Below are 21,089 nucleotides of genomic sequence, written 5' to 3'. Positions count from 1 at the left end.
GCGAAATGAAATAATGATATTACTTGTGAAGTAGTTCTTTGAGTATGTTGACAATTGAATTGATAATTAATTGAACCCGAAAAGGCTGCTCCGTTTTTTTGTTATAAATAACAAAGAGTTCCAATTTGGCAGTGTAATTTTCGGGTAGAGTAGGTATCAGAACGTTAAGATTCGTTTCTTTAATGATTAAATCAGGCATAAATAAATAACCGAGACCCGATTTCGCAAGCTCAATGGCTGCATAAGAGTTATCACAGGCAAAGTCACCATTGATGATGGTTTTTACTCTCTCACCATTTGTTTTATCATCGATATACCAGATGTTATGGTTATTTTCCATATGAGAGAAAAAGAGAATACATGGACTTTGAGTGTAGTCGGCAATAGTACGAATGGGATTACGGGCAATCATTTCACGTGTGCCATAAATATTTGCAGGTATTGACGCAATATTTCTGGCAACCAGTTCATCATTGTCGGGTAATGAATGTGTAAAAAGAATGTCGCAGTTATCACTGAAAGGAACCCCAAGCGTGAATTCGGAGTTACTAAGGTTACTGGTAGTTAGCATTAATTTAATTTCAGGGTGCTTTTCTTTCAACCCTGGAATCACATATTTGGTGATAAAAAGTAGTTGACCCGTTGGTGCGTGGATCCTGACAAACCCATCAGAAGCTTGTTTATAGGCCATCATAAACGTCTGAATATCATCACAAGACTTCATGTGTTTTTTGATATAAGGGAGAAGTTCTTCTCCAAAGCGGGTCAGTCTGATGGGGCGGCATGAGCGATCAAACAAGGAAAAACCAAAACGTTCTTCAAGCTGTTGTAATGTTCTGCTGATGTTAGGCTGTGCGATTTTCAGATTATCAGCGGCCTGGCTCAGGCTTCGGGTACACGATAGTTCATAAAGTATTCGAAGCTCATTATCATTAAAACCGATTTTTTGTACCACTTATCGCCTCAGTCATACCTTATGAGTTTTATCCGCATACAACCGCGCAGGGTTTTCGCTGACGTCTTTTTAAATGGCAGGTATGACTGCTCATCTAATATAAAAATAAATACAATAAATAGCAAGGACATACCATTTAAACTGCGGGTGGGGTTCGTTGCAATATTCTTTAAGCATGTGATGCCGATGCGTAAGATAACATGGTTTGTGTAAGAAAACAAAAAAGCCATAAATATGTAACAAGCTTCAGTGTTCGATGTTGTTATCCTGATAATTATTATACATACAAGTTAAATAAACAACCTGTGTAGAGACGATTCACTGCGGTTCTGGCGAGCTCACTCATACATTATATCTAATACGCATAATGTTATGCGCATCTAGTACGGGACGAATGAGAATAATCCGACTAAAGTACCGCGCAAATTTATGGCTGTCCCTTTATTTTATGATTTAAGAATTAATTCTTAAAAGACTATTAATAGCCTGGTAACGTTTTATTCACCTCCACGGCAAGTTCAATCCTGAGTTTCCAGCAAAAACCTCTAACACTATGATTGAAAGAATTGTCTGGCTTTGCCTGATCATAACGACACCCGTGCTGGCGGCAATAACAACCGCACCACAATCATCGCCGTGGCAAAACGAATTACTTGCCCGGCCTTCCGTTGTTTATGTATTGCAGAGCGGAGAAACTACGACATCAATTGCAGAACGCCTCGGGCTTACGACAACTCAACTGCATTATTTCAACCAGTTCAGAACGTTCAATAAGCCTTTTGCGCAATTAAGTCCGGGAGATGAAATAGATATTCCGTCGTCATCATCCAGTGAGTGGAAGACAAAGGAGGCTGCACACTCGCTGGACGAAAGACAGGATCGTGAAGCGGGCGCTAAACGCCTGGCGGGTGGCGCAACAGGTCTGGCGAAAGTACTGGAAAATGGCGATGTGGCAGAGGCGGCCAATGGGTTAGTGCGCGCTGAAATTAACCGTCAAGCGAATGACACAGTCAATGATTGGCTGGGGAAACTCGGTACGGTGAAAACGCAGTTGAGCGTTGATGAAGAATTTTCGCTTGATGAAAGCAGTATTGACTGGCTTGTACCTTTACATGAAACAACGAACAACATCCTGTTTACGCAGTTGGGTTATCGAAATCAGGACCAACGAAATACAGTAAACGCCGGCGTAGGTGTTCGTCATTTCAGCGGTGATTGGATGCTGGGATTTAACACCTTTTATGATGCTGATCTAACCGGAAACAATCGCCGCTTAGGGGTGGGAACTGAGCTGTGGCGGGATTATTTTCAGCTTTCGGGGAATGGTTATTTGAGGTTGTCTGACTGGCAATCCTCTGATGATGTTAAAGATTACGATGAGCGCCCGGCGAACGGTTTCGATGTGCGTCTGCAGGGCTGGTTGCCACAATATCCACATTTTGGCGGCAAGTTTATCTACGAACACTATTTTGGTGATGAGGTCGGGCTGACGAGTGAGGATGAACGAGAAACAAATGCCTGGGCTTTCACCACTGGAGTCACCTGGACGCCATTTCCACTGATGACGCTGGGTATCGAGCAGAGTCTGGAAAAGGGCGATGAGGGCAACACCCGTGTGCAGATGGACCTCGCATGGCGACTGGGTGAGTCCCTGAAATTCCAGATATCTCCTGATGAAGTGGCATCACTGCGCGAGCTCAAGGGCAGTCGTTACAGTCTGGTAGAGCGTAATAATGTCATCATCCTGGAATATCGCGAGCAGGATCTGCTTCAGTTGGCTCTTTCCGAAGAGGCTATCCACGACGCTGAATATACGGTACATACCGTTTCAGCCACTGTTTCAGGCAAATATCCACTGTCGCAAATAACGTGGGATAACGCCGCGTTTCTGGCGGCTGGCGGTGAATTTCGGGCACTGAGCGTCAATCTGTTTTCCCTGACGCTACCGCCGTACCAACACACACAATCCACGGACGGTGTGGCAAATCAATATCGTTTAGTCGCCCAGGCACAGGATAGCGAGGGGCATACCAGTAATACTCAGACATTGTTAATCGATGTATTACCGGTGAATCTGGCCTTTGATGATGAACTCAGGGTGGCGGGGAACGGCGCGCCTGCCGATGGTAAGACGCCGGTCACGATTACCGCAACTCTGGTGGATGATGCGGGAAAACCGGTGAGTGGAAAAACCATCAACATGGGAATGACCTTCGCTGATGGCAGTAAAACTGCAGAGGATATCGTCAGTAATGCCGCAGGCCAGGCGATTTACCATGTCGTATCGAGCGTGGCGGGCCCCGCGAAGGCCACGGCTCGGGTGTCCGTTCTTATCCAGAGCGCGGACGTGCTGTTTAGCCCAGTGGCAGCAGACGGAACACGTTCATCGTTGCTGGTCAGCCCTGCGGTGATCAGAGCCGATGGTTACGACGTGGCTGATATCACCTTTAAAGCCTACAGCAGCCAGGGAGAACCGGCTTCGGGACTCGAGGATATTGCGTTTCAGGTTATTGGTGTCGACAACACAACGACAGGCAAGGTGCGGGAAATCTCACCGGGCGTCTATCATGCCAGGATGAGTGGCATAAATGCCGGAAAAGGTCTGGTACAGGTCGTTCAGGGGAACGTACCGACCAAAACGCAGCGTCGTCCTGTCACACTGACGGCCACAGGCAACCCGGTTGATCCGGCACAATCCACCTTAAGCGCGACGCCGCAACAAATCTCCGCCAATGGAAACGCGGAGTCTTTGCTGATGCTACGGTTAACCGACAGCAGCGGGAATCCACTCAAAGAAAAGAACGTCAGATTTTCTACGACTCTCGCCGGAACCAGCATCAGTGATGTCACGAACCGTGAAGACGGTACTTATGTTGCAACACTCACTGGTACCACTACCGGGAAGGCTGAAATAGTCACACACGTAAACGGTGTTGTAACGACGATTGAGCCGAGGGTGGTGAAGTTGATTCCGGATGACAATGCGGCCAGCGTCGAGACGCTGATGGTGGTTGACGATCACGCCGTGGCTGATGGTGAAGACGAGAATATCATCAAGGTGACGGTGCTGAATGCGGATGGCACCCCGGCGGTTGGCGAAATCGTTCGACTTTACGCCGACAACGATGCGGAAATTCCCCAGTCGGCTACCACTGATGCTCACGGTGAGGCAACCATTGCATTAACCAGCAAAGTGGCCGGCCAGGCCACAGTGGTGGCGGAGATAAATGGCAACACGGAGAAGGTGGAAACCAATTTTACCGTGGATAGCGGCAGTCTGGATCCTGAGCGATCCCGGACAGGTGCCGTACCAGAACGCATTGAAGCGAATGGCAACGCGGAATCGGTTATTTATTTTGTTCTGCTGGACCAGCAAGGCAATCCGGTTCCCGGGCAAAAGGTGACGTTCAAAAGCACCCTTGAAGGAACAACGTTAAGCCCGGTGAGCGATAACAACAACGGTACCTATAAGGCCTCTTTGTCGGGCGTAAATGCGGGTGTGGCGCAAATTACTGTCAGCGTGAACGACAATCCGTTTCCCGTTTCGGCTGTAGGTATCACGCTAACACCACAAACAGGGGCGGCAGGACATGGCGAAACGACAGCGATCACGAACAATGCGTTGGCCAATGGTACTGCTGCCAATCGCGTGAAGGTCAAAATCAGCACTGCTGACGGAGAGCCTGCCACTGCTCAGGCGGTACGATTTGTCGCAACTAATGGCGCCTCGGTTCCGACATCTGTGATGACCGATAACCAGGGCGAAGCCATTGCGACAGTCAGCAGCCGCATTGCCGGTAAATCTGTGGTTTCCGCCATGTTTAACGGTCATGTGCAGCAGGTTGAACTCACTTTCCTGGCTGATGCGAGTAGCGCTTCTATTTTCCCGGGAGAGCTACGGGTCATTGCGGATAACGCACTGGCCAACGGCGTCGCAGAGAATGTAGTCAGCGCAACCGTTCGGGACGCGTTTGGAAATCCGCTCGCTGGACAAAGCGTCAAATTTAACGCGAGCCATGGCGCAATAGCCTCCGCCGAGGGCGTGACCGACGAAAAAGGCACCGTGATCGCGCGTTTTACGAACACCACGGCCGGGCGTAGCGAAGTACTGGCTACAGTCAATGGTCAGGGCCAACACGTAGCGATCGCTTTTTCGCCATTCGCCTCATCGGTAAACGTGCTGAGAGGTGGTCAAATACTGACCGGTCATCCTCAGGTGGGCGATCGATTATCCGCAGTGGTGATGTGCGGTGAGGGCGCCTGCGAAGAGCAACCCTCACGCTTTCAGTGGCAGGTGGAAACCGCTGTGGGCAGCAATCAGTTTACCGCTATTGCGCAGGCGACAGATCGTGAATACGTCGTGTCTCGCGAATGGCAAAAGCGCGCGTTGCGCGTTGAAACACAAGAAACACGATGATTCCTTTTTCCCGGCTGACGCCTTAATCCATCCTATTGTTGAGTACTTTTATGAAAAGCAAAAATTTCGCATTAACCGCCAGCAGCGCTTTATTATTGCTGTCATATCCCGCACTGGCCGTATTGTCTGACCCGACCGACAGTGTCAAAGGTCGTGCGCCGGTGATCACTCCGAGCACGATTGTTTCTGCAGATACCAACAGCAACGGCGTTTTCGACATTGGTGACGTGATTTCTATTAGTGCACAGGGGACATTCAGCGATCCTGATGGTGACGCCGAGGGCCAAAAAACGTATCAGTGGCAGGCGGACGGTGCAGACATTACCGGTGCGACGAGTGAGACCTATACCGTCACGGCAGGCGATCTTGGCAAGAAAATCACCGTACTGATTACCCCACATACCGATCCGGCGATTACTGACCCGGATAGCGGTATTGCAGTTGCGTCCAATGAGCTATCGACAGCTTCGGCGAACACGCCTGTCGCCGTACAGATTGAAGGTGCGATCAATGGCTATCCGCAGGTCGATACTGCGCTGAATGCGGTGGTGCAACTGGCTGATGGTACCAACGGCAATGCCACAACGTATCAGTGGAAGATTGAAACGGCTGTTGGTTCCGGCGTGTATCAGAATATCGCTGGAGCAAACGGGAATACATATACGCCTGTCGGGGCAGACCAAAAACGTAAAATTCAGGTTGAGGTGCATTAATACCTCATATGCGGCAGCGAAGCAGTCAAACGCTGCTGCGTGTAATCGTCCAACGCTCGGATTGTTATAACAATGAAGCTGAATCATGCCGCATTATTCCTGCATAGCGCTGCGGGAGTCCTGTGCGTATTTTTCGCCACTGAAGCGCTGGCGATCACTGCGCAAACTTCGACCGTAAAAGGGCGTCCGCCCGTTGCGGGTCAATTGCAGATCATCAATACTTCTGCGCCAGGGTTTAATCCAGCACAGGGAGATGAGCTGGAAATTGCCTATGTGTTTCATGATCCCGATGGATTACAGGAAAGCAAACAAGAAAGTCTGTTTCGCTGGCTGGCTGATGGGCAAGAGATTGCAGAGGCAGACCGGCAGCGTTTCTCTCCAGGCAAAGCGCAGAATAAGCACTATCTGACCGTTGAAGTGCTGCCCGTAGAAAGGGAACCTTCCGACCCAGACCGTCCCGATGCGCCGTTTATTAGCCCGGAGACCGCAGCGCCGGTCCTTCCTCCTCGTGCTGCGCTGTTTTTAGCCTTTCAGCAGACCACCAACATGATGCGCTGGGGGGATGCGTACAATTACTGCGCTAACAATGGAATGCGTTTACCCGATGTGGATGACCTGCAGGCGATGTTTGTGACCTTCACTCGGGCCAATCGGGTGGGTGAGGATTCCATGGGCGATCTGCAGCATACCTATGGCATTCCTGCCAGAAATGCAGTCTGGACGACTCGTGCGGTGGGTGAGGAAAACCATTCGGTCGGGGATGTGTTTACCGACGGGCATGCCAGCGTAGTATCAAATGGCAGTCGGCAAACGGTATTTTGTGCAAAGACGGGGCCGGCTCAGGGTCTTCCGGCGATCAGTCACTTAGCGATACCCGCGCCGCGCGAAGGGCAAACAGTAACGCTGTCTTATCAGTATTCCGGCAATCCTACGATTCCTGATCGATCGCGTTTTCAGTGGTTTAGGGCAGATAACGCAGCGGGCACATCGGGTAAAACGCCCATTGTGGGCGCGGTGGAAAAAAGCTATGTCCCGGTACAAGAGGATGTTAATCACTATCTGGTGGTTGAAGCTACTCCGGCGAGCTATGACACGGTTGTTGGAACGCAGGTCACTACGGTTAGTGAACAGGTCGTCGTGGGCGAAGATATTACAGTCCCGGCCACGACGACTATCCACGTCAACGGCGTCACGTTTGATACCAACAGCGGTTTTCCGCGCACAGGTTTTGTGGGAGCCAGTTTTCAGTTACGCATGAATGGCAATGCAGCAAACAATCGAAATTATGACTGGCGTGATGACAAGTCATGGCTAAGTGTGAATGAAAAGGGCGTTGTTAAATTTGCCAGCAAACCAGACGCTGTAGATAGAACAGCAACCATTCTTATCCGGGCGAAAGATGGTAGTGCATCCTATGTTTACACGTTTTCAGTCAATAAATGGCTGATCACCAGTTCATCACCAGCAGGATTCAATAATGACTGGTGTGGTAAACAGGGAGAGGAATACCGCAGACCCACAGCGGAAGAGTCAACGCTTAATGGAGAACGTTCGGCATCAACGGGGCGCTGGTGGAGTGAGTGGGGCGCGTTGTACAACTTTGGCGGCGGTTGGGTGAATGCACCTTACTGGGTTGACGAGTTAGGAAGTAAAAATACGATAAATATGAGCAACGGCCTGATCACCTACACCAAAAAGAGCAATCGGGTGGTGTGCATTACGGCGCTTGATTGAGCTGTTTAACCTGACTGAATGTCTGCCTGTTCGGTGATTATTGCCTGCGGGCAGACATGACAAAATCTTGCCACATCAACGAAAGCTTGTGATACGCAAAGACGTACTAACAATGATTGTTTTGAATAAATAAAAAAGGAAGTATGAATAAATAGCACCAAATCAAAGGGATATGATTTGGTGCGTCCGAGTGGACTCGAACCACCGACCCCCACCATGTCAAGGTGGTGCTCTAACCAACTGAGCTACGGACGCAAAATGGTGCGTTCAATTGGACTCGAACCAACGACCCCCACCATGTCAAGGTGGTGCTCTAACCAACTGAGCTATGAACGCAACGTTGTAGGTGACAACGGGGACGAATATTAGCGGCACAGACCGAATGAGGCAAGAGGGAAATAGCATTTTTCTTCCTGATCTCACGCGATTGCAGAGTAATTAAGCAAGTTGATTATATTTTGTTGATTTTGCAGCGTGTTTTTTATTCAGACAGCGAACTGGGGCATACCAGGGGCGGTTTGAATTACAGAGGCGCTCAGACTTTAAGCAATGTAAGGATGGTGGTTTCAATTTTCTCTGGGGTAGTGAAGGGGGCAAATCGCTTAAGCGGCTTGCCGTCACGCCCGATCAGGAACTTAGTAAAATTCCACTGGATCCGCCCACCCAGCACGCCGGGTAATTCGTCTTTCAGGTAACGAAATACCGGGTGCGTAGCGGCACCGTTGACTTCCACTTTCTCAAACATCGGGAAGCTCACACCGTAGTTGATGTGACAGGTTTGCGCGATTTCGTCGGCTCCACCGGGCTCCTGGTTACCGAACTGGTTGCAGGGAAAACCAAGCACCACCAGACCCTGAGCGGCGTACTTCTTGTAGAGCGCTTCGAGGCCTGCATATTGTGGAGTGAAACCACAATGGCTGGCGGTATTAACCACCAGAACCAGTTTGCCAGCGTAGTCAGTCATACAGATGGGCTGGCCATGCAAACTGGTGGCAGTCAGTTGATGAAAGGGGGTCATGCCAGAATCCTCAAATAAGATAGCATTACTAATGTTGCCCGCGAGTGACAGGCTTCGCTGCGTATCTATTTATTATGATCGCAACTGCAGGATTAATAAACTTGCCATTGGTGCAGGGCAAAAATAGAAATTCTCTGCGGTTCGGTTATGGACATTCCATAATTTATATTAACCAACCTGACGAGCGTTCCATTCGTCGCGCGTGATTTCCCAAAGTTCAGAATCCAGCAAACCGCTGACATACTCTTTCTTTTCCGTCTTGATAAGCCGCATGCCGCTACTGTCTGAAATACGTTTGGAACGGATATTGAGAGAGGCTTTCGGCGCACGCAATACCGTCTTATTTAACGTATTAAACCAGTAATCCGTAGCGACATTACTGGCCTCACGCATAAAACCCTGCCCCTGATATTCCGGAGCTAACCAAAATCCACGGTTATTATCCTCAACGTCATAAAGGCAAATTAAACCTATGAGAGCGTCAGGGGCCTCACGGAGTCTGATAGTCCAGATCCACGCAATCCCTTTTTCCATATCAGGCAGGGCAACGTTATTGACGTAATTCTCCGCACCGTTATCAGGATAGGGCCAGGGTACTGAGGAGACCATATAGCGAACTATCTCCCAGCGGGGATAAAGCACCTGAATCTGCGAGGCATCTTCGGCTTCTAATGGTTTTAACAGCAAGTGTTCCGTATGGAGTATTGGTATTTTCATATGCACTTTCCTACTCGAGCAAGATAAGAGAATCAATGTGGGGAGGATTTTGAAAAAATATTAATAACCAGAACCCCAGCACAAATAAGAAGCATACCTGCGATCGCCGGAAAATCTAGCTTTTGCCCACTTACCAACCAGCCTAAAAGACTGATTAATACGATTCCAGCTCCTGACCAAATTGCGTACGCAATACCCGTTGGAATAGTCGACAGGGTCTGAGAGAGAAGATAAAAGGCTGTGCAGTAGCACACAATAGTTGCTACAGATGGCCATAGGCGTGTGAATCCGTCAGAGAACTTCATCAGGGTTGTACCTATGACTTCAGCTACGATGGCCCCGGCAAGGAAAATGTATGAATTCAAAATCTGACCCCATGTGACAATTTAAAGCAAATATCGTATCACAAAGGGTTGGGGGAGTTTGAGCACAGCCCAAACTACTACTGAAATGCCCGTATCATGGCATCTAGTGAAGCGCCGCAAGGTGCGCTGTGAACGAAAAGCGGACACGACTAACAAAATTGCTAGAATTGGAAGCGTGTCCGCAGTAGGAAAAAACATAACCAATTTTTCGCGCATAGCCGGATAGTACACACCAACACGTTATCTACTATCCAGTTGTCTACAAACATACCGTTCCTGGTCCCATCAGAATCGGAGGACAACCTTCCCGAAATGCTGTCCTCTCTTTAGCGTCTGATAAGCTAATTCGGCCTCTTCAAAGGTAAATATCCGGTCTACATAGGGCTTGATGCCAGAACAAGCGATTTTTTCTAGCGTCGATACCGGTCCAACATAGATGCCCTGTAGCGTAATGCGCTTTTCCAGGATGCCAATATCGATGGAACCATTGAACCCGGAAAGCACGCCAATCAGCGAAATTCGACCGCCAAACCGCGTGGCCTTCGTGGTTAAATTAAGCGTGGCGGGTCCGGTCACGTCAACAGCAAGGTCAACACCCTTACCATAAGTCAGTTTCAGCACTTCATTTGCCCATTCTGGCGTCTTTTTATAGTTGATGGTCTCATCGGCGCCAAGCTCACGGGCTCTGGACAGCTTTTCATCAGAACTGGAGGTGATGATAACCCGGTAGCCCGCCAGCTTGGCCATTTGCAAGGCAAAAATCGATACGCCACCTGTACCCTGGAGCAGAATAGTACTTCCTGGCGTTAGCGTGCCATGCTCAAACAGCGCGGACCATGCGGTAACCGCGGCACAAGGTAGGGTTGCAGCCTCTTCAAAAGAGAGGCTATCAGGAATGCGGCAGATACCGGTGGTGGAGACAATAAAGCGCTCAGTTAAGACACCATCAACGCCAGGGCCACCCAGTGATGAGGCTTTCTTCGCCTCAGAATAGCTACCGTCTACCCAGTCTGGCATAAAGCCAATGACAACGCGGTCGTCCACCTGATAGTCCGTCACTCCTTCGCCCACTTCAACAATCACACCGGCTCCGTCAGACACGGGAACACTGTCTTTGGCATGCTCGGTGACGATCAGGTCACGGTAGTTTAAGGATACGGCCTTAATGGCAATAGCGACTTGTCCGGGACCCGGCGCGCTGGTTGCGACAGTTTCAAGTTTCAATGCAGGACTGGAATGACCGGTTAATTTATAGCATTTCATATCTTGACCTTAAAAAGTTTGATATTTACAAAAGAGGGAGCGTATTAAAAGTTCTCAAGAACAATTTTTCCTATCATCCTGCCAGTTTCTATTTTTTTATGGGCTTTACGCAGGTTCTCTGCATTAATTTTACCGAAATGTTCGCCTTGTGTAGTCTGAATTACGCCGCTATCCACTAAGTCTGCGACTCTGCTAAGTAATAAATGTTGGCAGATCATGTCTTCTGTTTCAAATATTGAACGTACAAACATCGCTTCCCAATGCAGCGATATACATTTCCCTTTCAATGGAACCGCATTGATATATTCAGGATCATCTACAATACCTAATTTTCCTTGCGGTGAGATAATCTTGAGATATTCTGGATAGTGCTCGTCTGTATTCGTCAAACTTGCTACATGGGTGACGTCATTAATACCGATACGGGCCAACTCTTCATCAAGTGGTTTACTATGATCAATCACTTCATGCGCACCGACTTTTCTCACCCATTCCTTACTTTCAGGTCTGGAGGCGGTGCCGATAACCGTCATTTTTGTTAATTGACGGGCCAGTTGCGTTAGCATGGAACCCACGCCACCAGCAGCGCCAACAATCAATAGTGTATCGCCAGCGTTGCCGCCTTCCACAATACCCAGACGATCGAACAGTAGCTCCCACGCGGTAATGCTCGTCAATGGCATGGCGGCGGCCGCAGCACGACTTATTGACGTTGGCTTATGCGCTACAATGCGCTCGTCAACCAGTTGATATTCGCTGTTGCAGCCCGGACGCGTTAATGCTCCAGCATACCAGACCTCATCACCTGGTTTAAAAAGCGTCACGTTTTCACCAACCGATTTAACAATGCCGACTGCATCCCAGCCTAATATGCGAGACATATTGGTATTATGCCAGGCGCGAATTTTTACGTCGGCGGGATTGACGGCAACAGCCTTCACTTCAATTAGAAGATCGCGGCCAGTAGCAACCGGAACGGATATATCAATATCAAGGAGGTAATCAAGATTATAGCCTTGATCACCTGAGTGTGTAATAGCTATTGCTTTCATAAAACCTCCTGATTGATGACAGTAATTAGCATCAAAGGTATTAAATTATTATTCGAAGAGCATTGGTTTTGGCATTTTTACAATTATTGTCAGGACTACTTTATACATACTCATTCCATAACGTAGTAAATCTATTATACTGCCAGGTATTAACCTATCAAGTACGCACAATTTTGAGACTAAGTTACATGAATGATACTGATGAGCTTTCGGATAAAAAAATACCCCGCCAGCACAACACTCGGCGCACCGGATGTTCTGTTGAGGTCACACTTGGTGTTATTGGCGGGTTATGGAAACCGATAATCCTTTTTCATTTGCTTGATGGGAAACAGCGTTTTAACCAACTGTGTAAGCTTATTGATACCGCCACTCGCCGTATGATTACGCTACAGCTTCGCGAACTGGAGGCTGATGGAATCATCAGCCGTACCGTATACGCAGAAGTGCCACCGAGAGTGGAGTATGAACTCACACCGCTCGGAGTCACGTTAAAACCCGTTTTACTTGCAATGCGTGATTGGGGTGATAATTTTCAATGTGAACGGGCTACACCTAAATGATACATATAGATTAGCGGTTTGTACCTTTGATGTTTTCCGGCCTGTTTTTCAAAGAAAACTCAGGGTGTGAATGACTATATTTGGCTCTGAGCGGTCGTATTAGGAGGTACTGTTTTTCACGTGAAATTTGAATAGTTGAAGGCCATAAGTACGGATGATGAGAGGCTTGAATAACCTGTGTGGTTTTGGGGTGGTTTTACCCCACTTGAGGCGTGATTTTGGGGGCATCTTTAGGAGCAGGGACATAAAAAGGGACACATTAATAGCTGCTATAACCCGCTATTAACTGTCCCAGTAATTGTTTATCGTAATGATTTATATGTTTTTTTTTGAGTTTTGAAATGATTGTATTTTGTTAATTTTGCAGAATGCTATTTACTCAGGCTGTGCTTCGGGCGAGTCACACCTGATTGTTAAACTGCGTGATGTTTTTACATTTCTACGTGCTGGAGTCACTTAAATAATTACACAGCAACTTCCATAAGTAATGAGCAGCCGGTGTAAAACGATGATCGGAGCTACGCAATACATGCCACTGACACTCTCTGGCAATATGATGATCAATCGGTATTGCCGTCAATTCCCCAGGATAAGAATTTGCATTAGCGGTTTGTTCTGTCATAAAAGCAATCCCCAGTCCCGCACGGCACAGGGCTATTGCGCTGGTAAACAAATTACAGCAGTAGGATGGCCTGAACATAATCGCTTCATCGCGAAACATCGCAGTGAGATATCGCTGAAGCCCAAAATTGTCATGCATAGCAATCAGGCGATGCCGGGAAAGTTCCTGAAGCGTTACTTTCTTTAAATCAGAAATAACATGATCCTTCCTGACAATGGCACAAATGGCTCCCCGATTATAGCTATATCGTTTAAGTGCCGGTTGCCCAACGGGACCAAATCCCACGGCCATATCCACTTCACCTCTTGCAATGAGTTCCATCGACGTTTCCATGTTGCCAGAAGTGATATCTACAAACACATTCGGGTAGATTTGGGCAAAATCGCTCACGACGTGGGTAATGATTTCCTGGACCATCCCTTGTCCAACGCGCAGCGTAACTGTCCCTCCACGCATATGGCGCATATCGCTGAGTTGCCGCTCAAGTTCATTGCGTTTTTGTTGAGTAATGGCGTAGTCATCAGCCAGTAATCTTCCCGCCTCGGTGAGGACAACGTTACGTCCTCTTTTCTCCAATAATGGCAGCTGTATTGTTCTTTCCAGAAGAGAGATTTGGCGACTGACAACCGAAGGGTTAAAGCCAAGGATGTCGGCGGCTCTGCGGATCCCACCGTACAATCCGACCATATATAAATAACAGATCGCTTTTTCTGGATAGGTGCTCAATGTCATGTTTTTGCCATTATTGTTGACCTGAAAGCAACAATAATAGCATAGGAGCCTGATTCTTTTTCAACCGGGATTCATCACATACTAATGCTAAATACCTATGCGGAGAGTGTGGCAATGAAGAGCGTTGTTAATTACTTACAGAAACATACTGACCTTATCATGGAAGATATCAGCGATTTGGTACTGGCTGAGTCTCCTTCAACTGATAAAGCTGCTGTTGACCACTGTGGTGACGTTTTAAAAGCTATTTTCGAAAAGCGTCTGGGTATACAGGCTGAAACTGAAAAACAGACACATTACGGTAACCAGTTAAAATTTGTTCTGGGAAAAGAGGGCCCGCAAACCACAATTTTGGGGCATTTTGATACGGTCTGGGATAAAGGGGTACTCTCACTTCGCGAAGAAGAGGGGAAATGGTATGGCCCGGGGATCCTCGATATGAAAGCCGGGATGATTCAGTCTATCTGGGCGGTTCGTGCGTTAAAAGAGAGCGGGCATCTCGGTGGTAAGCGCATTGTTTTCCTGTGCAATAGTGATGAAGAACTCGGAAGTCCAAGTTCGAAGGAATGGATTATCCGTAATGCTACAGGATCTGAGCAAGTATTGGTTGTTGAACCGGCGACAACTCATGGTGATTTAAAAATTGCCCGTAAAGGCACTGGCCGCTACCGCATTGCTATCACAGGTCTTGCTGCGCATGCAGGCAATAATCCAGGAGAGGGGGTTAGTGCTATTGAGGAAATGGCTTTTCAGATCCTCAAATTGCGAGAGTTGAATGATCCTGAGCGCGGTACCACCGTTAACGTTGGTATTGTACGGGGTGGCAGTCGGGTCAATGTCGTCGCGGATTATGCCGAATTAGAAATTGATACCAGAGTGGAAAATCAGTCAGAAGCTGCACGGATCCATGATGCTATCACCCGTTTGACACCTCATTTGCAGGGTAGTCAACTCAGGATTGAAGGAGGGCAAACTCGCCCACCGATGGAACGTTCTTCAGCTTCCGAACAGCTATTTGAAAAAGCGCAAAAGATTGCGGAAATACTGGGCATTACGATTACCGCGAAATCGGCTGGAGGTGGTAGTGATGGAAACTTCACCGCGGCGTTAGGTATTCCTACATTAGATGGCCTTGGTGCGACAGGAGCCGGTATCCATGCGCTCCATGAGCATATATTACCCGAAAATATCGTTACCAGAACCGCACTGGTTGCTGGAATGATGCTTAACGATATTAATTCTGATGATGGGGCATAATTTTAGCTAAATACATCATGCACACTCAACGACATTATTGTTTGTTATCCTCATGTAACCACTTTGGCTATATGGATTATTGATATCTTGACGAATAAATAACAGGAAATATCTATGAGTGCTTTTATTATTGCGATAGTTATTACTGTCGTTGCGGCTTGGTTAATTATCAAAAATTACCAGCCGCAAACTGTTTTGCTGTTAGCGGGGCTTTCCTTGTTAACAATTACAGCCATTTTCTACCCTGAAAAAAGTATCTTATATGGAAATGCAAAATCCACAGGGTCTGTCTGGATTGATATATTTGCTTTTGTAAAAGGTTCATTATCAACGCAGGTAGCAGGGATCGGTTTGATTATTATGGCGGCCGGTGGTTTCGCCAGCTATATGGATCATATTAAAGCTTCAAAGGCTATGGTTGATGTCTGCATTCGGCCGCTGGAGGCTTTAAAAGCACCTTACCTGATCCTTGCCATCGGCTACATTTTTGCGCAATTGCTCCATGTTGCCATCTCCAGTGCTGCGGGCCTTGCAATGTTATTGCTGGTGACATTTTTCCCGGTTTTGGTTCGGCTTGGGGTAAGTAAGGCTGCTGCCGCGGCTATGATTGGCATGTGTGCCTTTATGGATCTTGGGCCGGCCGTTGGCACCGCGAACTTAGCTGCTGAATATGCTGGCATGGAAACAGCACTGTATTTTGCTCATTATCAGATGCCGGTAGCTGCGGCGGTGATGGTTGTCGTTTCTATATTAATCTATTTTACGGCGAAATATTTTGACAAAAAAGATGGACATGTTGTTGCGTCACAATGTGCTGTGCAACCCGAGATTGCTGAAAAAGATGACGTGCCAGCACCTAAGTTCTACGGGTTATTGCCCATTTTTCCTGTCGTTCTGGTATTGGTGTTCAGTCCGTTGGTTGTTGATACCATTAAAGTCGATGTCGTGACTGCAATGGTTATCGGAACTATTGTCGCCTTTATTTTTGAGCTATGTGTAAAACGAAACTTTAAAGAGTGCTGCAAGGGAGTACAAGTCTTCTTTAAAGGTATGGGGAGTATGTTTACCAGTATCGTTTCATTACTGGTATGCGCCGAAATTTTCGCACAGGGATTACAAAAAATTGGTGCAGTGGATTATTTACTCGATGCGACACATAACGCTGGCTTTGGTTTCACCAGCATGACGATTGTAATGGCATGTTTGGTCGGGGTAACGGCCGTACTGACAGGGTCGGGGGTTGCAGCCTTCTTTTCATTTGCCGGTATGGCGCAGTCTATTGCAACAAAATTTGGTATGAACGCCGTACATATGCTTCTGCCAATGCAACTGATGGCTGGGATGGGACGCGCAATGTCGCCTGTTGCCGGTATTATTATTGCCGTCAGTAAATCGGGAGAGTGTTCCCCATTTATGATCGTGCGCAGAACGGTCATTCCGGCACTTGGTGGAATCATAACTATGCTAATCGCTAATACGCTAATTTCCAGTATGTAAGAGTAACTGAATACGGAAGGTTTTTATCTGGATGAACACTATGTTAAATGAAAATGTGGATAATTTGCTCTATATTCCTTACTCAGGTTCTGTTCTACTCGAATCTCCTCTTCTTAATAAAGGAAGTGGTTTTAGCGAAGAGGAACGAGTGATATTCAATCTGGAAGGATTGCTGCCCAATGCAGTTGAAACAATTGAGGAGCAATCCCATCGAGCATATCGCCAGTTTAGCGATTTTAAGTCTGCTATTGCACAGCATATCTACCTTAGGAACATTCAGGACACTAACGAAACACTATTCTATTATCTGGTGAATAAACATTTAGCAGAAATGCTACCTATTATTTATACACCTGTTGTTGGCCATGCATGCGAACATTTTTTTGATATTTACCGTAGGGCCAGAGGGTTATTTATCGCATGGCCGGATCGCCATAAAATCGATGATATATTGCACAATGCCACGAAGCAGCATATTCGTGTCATCGTCGTCACCGATGGTGAACGGATCCTGGGACTTGGGGATCAAGGTATTGGCGGCATGGGGATTCCAATCGGCAAACTGTCTTTGTATACCGTCTGCGGTGGTATAAATCCGGCAAATACATTACCCATTCTGCTGGATGTTGGAACCAATAATTCTCAACTGCTAAATGATCCTCTTTATATGGGATGGCGTCACCCAAGAATTACCGGGGAAGAATATTTTGAGTTTGTGGATATGTTCATAAACGCGGTTAAACGTCGATGGCCTGAGGTCCTACTGCAATTCGAGGATTTTGCTCAGCAAACGGCACTTCCTCTTCTGGAGCGATACAGAGATGAGATGTGCTGTTTTAATGACGACATCCAGGGAACTGCTGCCGTCGCGCTAGGATGTTTAATGGCGGCAAGCTCAGTCTCCGGTCGTTCATTATGCGAGCAAACAGTTGTATTTCTGGGGGCCGGATCGGCTGGTTGCGGTATTGCGGAGCATATTATTCAGCAGATGATCGCTGAAGGCTTGTCTGAAGTGGAAGCTCGCGCCAGAATTTATATGGTGGATCGGTTCGGATTGTTGACTGATGACCAGGCAAACCTTCCACCTTTTCAGCGACAACTGTCACAGCCTCGAACGATCGTCGAAAGCTGGGGTGTGGAAAGCGAAAAAATGACGCTGATGGATGTTGTTTGTCACGCACATCCTACGGTGTTGATAGGTGTTACCGGCCAACCAGGCTTGTTTAGCGAAGCTATTATTAGGGAAATGTACAAGTACTGTAAGCTCCCAATAATCATGCCGTTATCCAACCCAACTTCGCGGGTCGAGGCGAGGCCGGAAGATATTATTGAATGGACAGATGGAAACGCCATTGTTGCAACGGGAAGTCCATTTAATCCCGTAATATACAAAGGAAAGGAGTATCCCATTGCACAATGTAATAATGTTTACATCTTCCCTGGTATTGGTCTAGGGTGTCTGGCAAGCCGCGCCACACGAATTACAGAAAATATGTTAATAACGGCAAGCCGAACGTTAGCCTCTTTTTCGCCAATGAAAAGCAATAAAGATTCTCCATTATTACCGGATATAAATAATATTCAGGAGGTAACAAAGGCCATTGCCTTTAGTGTTGGTATTGCAGCGCAACGCGATGGCGTAGCCATTCGTATACCGGAGGAATCATTACGAGGCAAAATTGACGAGATTTTTTGGCATCCGCAGTATCGTCAATACAGACGGACCTCATACTGACGCTAATCAACCCCCTCTCTGGAGGGGGATTGACGCCACTCATCGATAGGGAGGTTGGATTTTGACACAATGCATCTTATTCTCAACGCAAGACACCCTTGCTGACCGATGGCGAAGCTCATGGGATATTAACCCGTTACTCAGGGAAGGCGGCAATGACAGATTATTGGTGGAAAGACCTGGTTGATCGTAATAACCAGTGGCAAGGGTTGGAACTGATCTTCAAAGAAAATCAAAGAACTGAGCCAGCGATGGAAATGCTCAGTGGCCATTTTGGGCGTATGGCATTGCAGCTCGCCGGAGAGCCGTTATTCTGGGCCTCAATGCTTGAAGATCATTCCGGCGTTTGGCTGGTTTTTAATGCAGATCATCCACGGAGCCAGGAGATATTACCTGCGGTAACTTCTGAAGATATTGAACGGATAAAAGCCAAAGGCGAGCAGGTGCGGATCGGCGAATGGTGCCGGTATTTTGTTCGTCAGTTAATGAATGCGCCAACACCATTACTCTCACCGCAGCGTTGGTTGATAAGACCGATGTTACCGATTCAATGTTCATCGCGCTATTCCAGTCCCCAACCCATTGCGTTAGAAAACTGGCGTTTCTCAGCGCCAGAAAGCACTGAAAATATTAACTGCCAGTGGACGCTGTACGGTGAAGATTTCCCAGATCTGACGCAGCCGGAAAACGTCAGATTGGTTGACTGGTGGTGGGGCGGTTATTTGCTGCGGGGGCGTTATGCCATTCAACCCAATACGGGGAGATTAAAATGGTGGCGTAAAAAATGCCGAGAGGGGACGTTGCCGCCGATACTGGTCTGGTATATCGCCGGATTAGGATCTTATGTGATCCTTGATGGGCATTATCGATTACAGGCGGCGATCGAAGAGCAGATCCCCCCTTTATTTCTGGTGTTGAGCGAGCTTAATGAAACGGAATATCCTGCCGATGCTGCCCATCAGGCGCGTATCGTTCAGTCGCTGGAAAAGCAGCTGGCTAACAACCCCAATTACAGTTTCAATGCGGTAAATCAGACGCTGATTAGTCTCTATGACAGACGATATCTTTACGCGTCAACGCATAGCCGCGCTACTCTCGGTGAGGGAACCCAATGGGCTACGGAGGTGGAACGTTATCTGCAAAAACATCATCTTGATGCGTATCGGGACAAGATTTTTCAGCGGGTTAAAGGAGATTGATTTTTACCCTAAATTTTTTCGATAAAACGCGAGCCAGCTTCTGATAACTCCCGGCGGTGGCATTCAGACGGGAGTCATCGTTACTTATCGCTCCTGTTGCAACTCGATATCAGAATACCGGCAAACCCAGTCCTTGCTTCACTTCTCTTAATGTCTGCTGCGTAATCTCGTGCGCCTGCTCGCTTCCTTTTTTGAGCATCGCCATCAGCATGCCTTTATCCTGAATGTAGGTTGCACGCCGCTCGCGCATTGGCGCGATGAGTTCTTGCAAGCACACTTCCAGCTCGTTTTTGCATGTCCGGTCACCCAGTCCACCCCGTTGGTAATGCGCTTTCATTTCCGCCACTTTTGCTTTATCCGGATGAAAAGCATCGAGGTAAGTGAATACCATATTGCCGTCTATTTGCCCTGGGTCGGACACTTTCAGATGATTAGGGTCGGTGTACATTGCGCTAACCGCGCGGTGAATGGTTTCTTCGCTGGCTGACAGGAGCAATGTGTTACCAAGCGATTTTGACATTTTGGCATTTCCGTCGATCCCTGGAAGGCGGCTGGTTTCACTCAGCAGCGCTTTGCAGTGCGATAGGACGGGGGCCGGTAACAGGCTATTCATCTTATGCACTATCTCATTAGTCTGTTCAATCATTGGCAACTGATCGTCGCCGACGGGAACGACTTCGGCTTTGAAGGCCGTAATATCTGCCGCCTGACTGATGGGATAAACCAGAAAACCAACCGGTAACGAGCGGGCGAACCCTTTCTGCGCAATTTCGTTTTTGACCGTAGGATTACGCTCCACGCGAGCCACGGTGACGATGTTCATATAAAGCGCGGTTAACTCTGCGAGAGCAGGCAGTGCAGATTGCAGACAGATGGTGGTAAGTGACGGGTCTATTCCTGCGGCAAGATAGTCGGCAAGTACTTCGGGAATATTGTTGCGGATCTTTTGCGGTGTGCTGCCGTTATCGGTTAACCCTTGTAGGTCAGCCACCAATATAAACTGCTGATAATCGTGTTGCAGCGTGGCGCGCTGGCGCAATGACCCCACATAATGGCCAAGATGCAGCGGGCCGGTGGGACGATCGCCAGTGAGGATGATGGTTTTATTGTTCATGTAAGACTCCTTAGTCATAAAACCGAAAGGGGTCTCTAAATGCAAATAACCGCCTTTCGGCGGTTATTTAAAATGAGGAAAACACATTCTGACCGCCTTTAAGAAGGCAGCCACCACAGGTTGTGATTAAAACCGT

At 47.7% G+C, this 21,089-nt stretch carries 16 protein-coding genes and 2 tRNA genes; 8 read left to right on the top strand and 10 right to left on the bottom strand.

The annotated features are described in order from the left end of the window. Window positions 1-19 precede the first annotated feature (19 nt). Entirely contained in the window at window positions 20-955 is a 936-nt protein-coding gene (locus tag JQN59_RS12930) for a LysR family transcriptional regulator (RefSeq protein WP_149607174.1), read from the bottom strand. A 553-nt stretch (window positions 956-1,508) separates the two neighbouring features. Between JQN59_RS12930 and JQN59_RS12925 the strand changes: the two genes are divergently transcribed. The 3 genes from JQN59_RS12925 (at window position 1,509) to JQN59_RS12915 (ending at window position 7,819) form a co-directional block, all read left to right on the top strand. Continuing rightward, on the top strand, window positions 1,509-5,372 hold the full coding sequence (locus JQN59_RS12925; protein WP_149607175.1) for an inverse autotransporter beta domain-containing protein: 3,864 nt from the start codon (window positions 1,509-1,511) through the stop codon (window positions 5,370-5,372). Between the two features lie 50 nt (window positions 5,373-5,422). Continuing rightward, window positions 5,423-6,085 (top strand): ZirU family protein, encoded by a 663-nt coding sequence (locus JQN59_RS12920; protein WP_219987902.1) that lies wholly within the window; start codon window positions 5,423-5,425, stop codon window positions 6,083-6,085. Window positions 6,086-6,157: 72 nt separating this feature from the next. After that, complete coding sequence (locus JQN59_RS12915) at window positions 6,158-7,819, top strand: hypothetical protein (protein WP_149607176.1); 1,662 nt, start codon at window positions 6,158-6,160, stop codon at window positions 7,817-7,819. A 178-nt stretch (window positions 7,820-7,997) separates the two neighbouring features. Here JQN59_RS12915 and JQN59_RS12910 read toward each other — a convergent pair. The 7 genes from JQN59_RS12910 to JQN59_RS12880 all read right to left on the bottom strand — a co-directional run bounded on the left by JQN59_RS12910 (window position 7,998) and on the right by JQN59_RS12880 (window position 12,234). Further along, a tRNA-Val gene (locus tag JQN59_RS12910) sits at window positions 7,998-8,074 on the bottom strand. A gap of 4 nt (window positions 8,075-8,078) precedes the next feature. Continuing rightward, a tRNA-Val gene (locus JQN59_RS12905) sits at window positions 8,079-8,155 on the bottom strand. A gap of 199 nt (window positions 8,156-8,354) precedes the next feature. Next, entirely contained in the window at window positions 8,355-8,837 is a 483-nt protein-coding gene (locus JQN59_RS12900; protein WP_149607177.1) for a glutathione peroxidase, read from the bottom strand. A 168-nt stretch (window positions 8,838-9,005) separates the two neighbouring features. Continuing rightward, window positions 9,006-9,554, bottom strand: coding sequence for a GNAT family N-acetyltransferase (locus tag JQN59_RS12895; protein WP_048235455.1), 549 nt, complete (start codon window positions 9,552-9,554; stop codon window positions 9,006-9,008). 32 nt (window positions 9,555-9,586) lie between these two features. Beyond that, window positions 9,587-9,919, bottom strand: a complete 333-nt coding sequence (locus tag JQN59_RS12890; RefSeq protein WP_063941528.1) for an EmrE family multidrug efflux SMR transporter — start codon at window positions 9,917-9,919, stop codon at window positions 9,587-9,589. A 285-nt stretch (window positions 9,920-10,204) separates the two neighbouring features. Next, window positions 10,205-11,182 carry a zinc-dependent alcohol dehydrogenase family protein gene (locus tag JQN59_RS12885; protein ID WP_149607178.1) on the bottom strand — a complete coding sequence of 326 codons (978 nt, stop codon included), beginning with the start codon at window positions 11,180-11,182 and terminating at the stop codon, window positions 10,205-10,207. A 44-nt stretch (window positions 11,183-11,226) separates the two neighbouring features. Beyond that, window positions 11,227-12,234, bottom strand: coding sequence for a zinc-binding alcohol dehydrogenase family protein (locus JQN59_RS12880; protein WP_149607179.1), 1,008 nt, complete (start codon window positions 12,232-12,234; stop codon window positions 11,227-11,229). A 188-nt stretch (window positions 12,235-12,422) separates the two neighbouring features. On the opposite strand from JQN59_RS12880, the gene JQN59_RS12875 reads away from it, so the two are divergent. Beyond that, window positions 12,423-12,797, top strand: a complete 375-nt coding sequence (locus JQN59_RS12875; protein ID WP_149607180.1) for a winged helix-turn-helix transcriptional regulator — start codon at window positions 12,423-12,425, stop codon at window positions 12,795-12,797. Window positions 12,798-13,236: 439 nt separating this feature from the next. Here JQN59_RS12875 and JQN59_RS12870 read toward each other — a convergent pair whose 3' ends face one another. Further along, on the bottom strand, window positions 13,237-14,151 hold the full coding sequence (locus tag JQN59_RS12870) for a LysR family transcriptional regulator (protein WP_149607181.1): 915 nt from the start codon (window positions 14,149-14,151) through the stop codon (window positions 13,237-13,239). Between the two features lie 114 nt (window positions 14,152-14,265). Here JQN59_RS12870 and JQN59_RS12865 point away from each other — a divergent pair, with 114 nt between their 5' ends. From JQN59_RS12865 to JQN59_RS12850, 4 genes are all read left to right on the top strand, one after another. Continuing rightward, window positions 14,266-15,408: a M20 family metallopeptidase gene (locus JQN59_RS12865; RefSeq protein ID WP_149607182.1), complete on the top strand. Its 1,143-nt coding sequence runs from the start codon at window positions 14,266-14,268 to the stop codon at window positions 15,406-15,408. A 114-nt stretch (window positions 15,409-15,522) separates the two neighbouring features. Next, window positions 15,523-16,905, top strand: coding sequence for a C4-dicarboxylate transporter DcuC (dcuC, locus tag JQN59_RS12860; RefSeq protein WP_149607183.1), 1,383 nt, complete (start codon window positions 15,523-15,525; stop codon window positions 16,903-16,905). Between the two features lie 40 nt (window positions 16,906-16,945). Continuing rightward, window positions 16,946-18,640, top strand: a complete 1,695-nt coding sequence (locus JQN59_RS12855; protein ID WP_149607184.1) for an NAD-dependent malic enzyme — start codon at window positions 16,946-16,948, stop codon at window positions 18,638-18,640. 155 nt (window positions 18,641-18,795) lie between these two features. Continuing rightward, window positions 18,796-19,839, top strand: a complete 1,044-nt coding sequence (locus JQN59_RS12850; RefSeq protein WP_149607185.1) for a ParB/Srx family N-terminal domain-containing protein — start codon at window positions 18,796-18,798, stop codon at window positions 19,837-19,839. Between the two features lie 109 nt (window positions 19,840-19,948). Here JQN59_RS12850 and trpS read toward each other — a convergent pair whose 3' ends face one another. Then, window positions 19,949-20,953 carry a tryptophan--tRNA ligase gene (trpS, locus tag JQN59_RS12845; protein ID WP_032943285.1) on the bottom strand — a complete coding sequence of 335 codons (1,005 nt, stop codon included), beginning with the start codon at window positions 20,951-20,953 and terminating at the stop codon, window positions 19,949-19,951. Between the last annotated feature and the right edge of the window lie 136 nt (window positions 20,954-21,089).

It is taken from the genome of Citrobacter sp. B72 (assembly GCF_016894305.1).
Taxonomy (GTDB): Bacteria; Pseudomonadota; Gammaproteobacteria; order Enterobacterales; family Enterobacteriaceae; genus Citrobacter; species Citrobacter portucalensis.
This window is presented reverse-complemented; position numbering and strand designations above follow the sequence as displayed.

Bases quoted from the DNA above. Each gene is read 5' to 3' on its own strand.
- JQN59_RS12925 (WP_149607175.1), top strand. From the start codon at position 1,509: ATGATTGAAAGAATTGTCTGGCTTTGCCTGATCATAACGACACCCGTG.
- JQN59_RS12920 (WP_219987902.1), top strand. From the start codon at position 5,423: ATGAAAAGCAAAAATTTCGCATTAACCGCCAGCAGCGCTTTATTATTG.
- JQN59_RS12915 (WP_149607176.1), top strand. From the start codon at position 6,158: ATGAAGCTGAATCATGCCGCATTATTCCTGCATAGCGCTGCGGGAGTC.
- JQN59_RS12900 (WP_149607177.1), bottom strand. From the start codon at position 8,837: ATGACCCCCTTTCATCAACTGACTGCCACCAGTTTGCATGGCCAGCCC.
- JQN59_RS12895 (WP_048235455.1), bottom strand. From the start codon at position 9,554: ATGAAAATACCAATACTCCATACGGAACACTTGCTGTTAAAACCATTA.
- JQN59_RS12885 (WP_149607178.1), bottom strand. From the start codon at position 11,182: ATGAAATGCTATAAATTAACCGGTCATTCCAGTCCTGCATTGAAACTT.
- JQN59_RS12880 (WP_149607179.1), bottom strand. From the start codon at position 12,234: ATGAAAGCAATAGCTATTACACACTCAGGTGATCAAGGCTATAATCTT.
- JQN59_RS12875 (WP_149607180.1), top strand. From the start codon at position 12,423: ATGAATGATACTGATGAGCTTTCGGATAAAAAAATACCCCGCCAGCAC.
- JQN59_RS12870 (WP_149607181.1), bottom strand. From the start codon at position 14,151: ATGACATTGAGCACCTATCCAGAAAAAGCGATCTGTTATTTATATATG.
- JQN59_RS12865 (WP_149607182.1), top strand. From the start codon at position 14,266: ATGAAGAGCGTTGTTAATTACTTACAGAAACATACTGACCTTATCATG.
- dcuC (WP_149607183.1), top strand. From the start codon at position 15,523: ATGAGTGCTTTTATTATTGCGATAGTTATTACTGTCGTTGCGGCTTGG.
- JQN59_RS12855 (WP_149607184.1), top strand. From the start codon at position 16,946: ATGTTAAATGAAAATGTGGATAATTTGCTCTATATTCCTTACTCAGGT.
- JQN59_RS12850 (WP_149607185.1), top strand. From the start codon at position 18,796: ATGACAGATTATTGGTGGAAAGACCTGGTTGATCGTAATAACCAGTGG.
- trpS (WP_032943285.1), bottom strand. From the start codon at position 20,953: ATGAACAATAAAACCATCATCCTCACTGGCGATCGTCCCACCGGCCCG.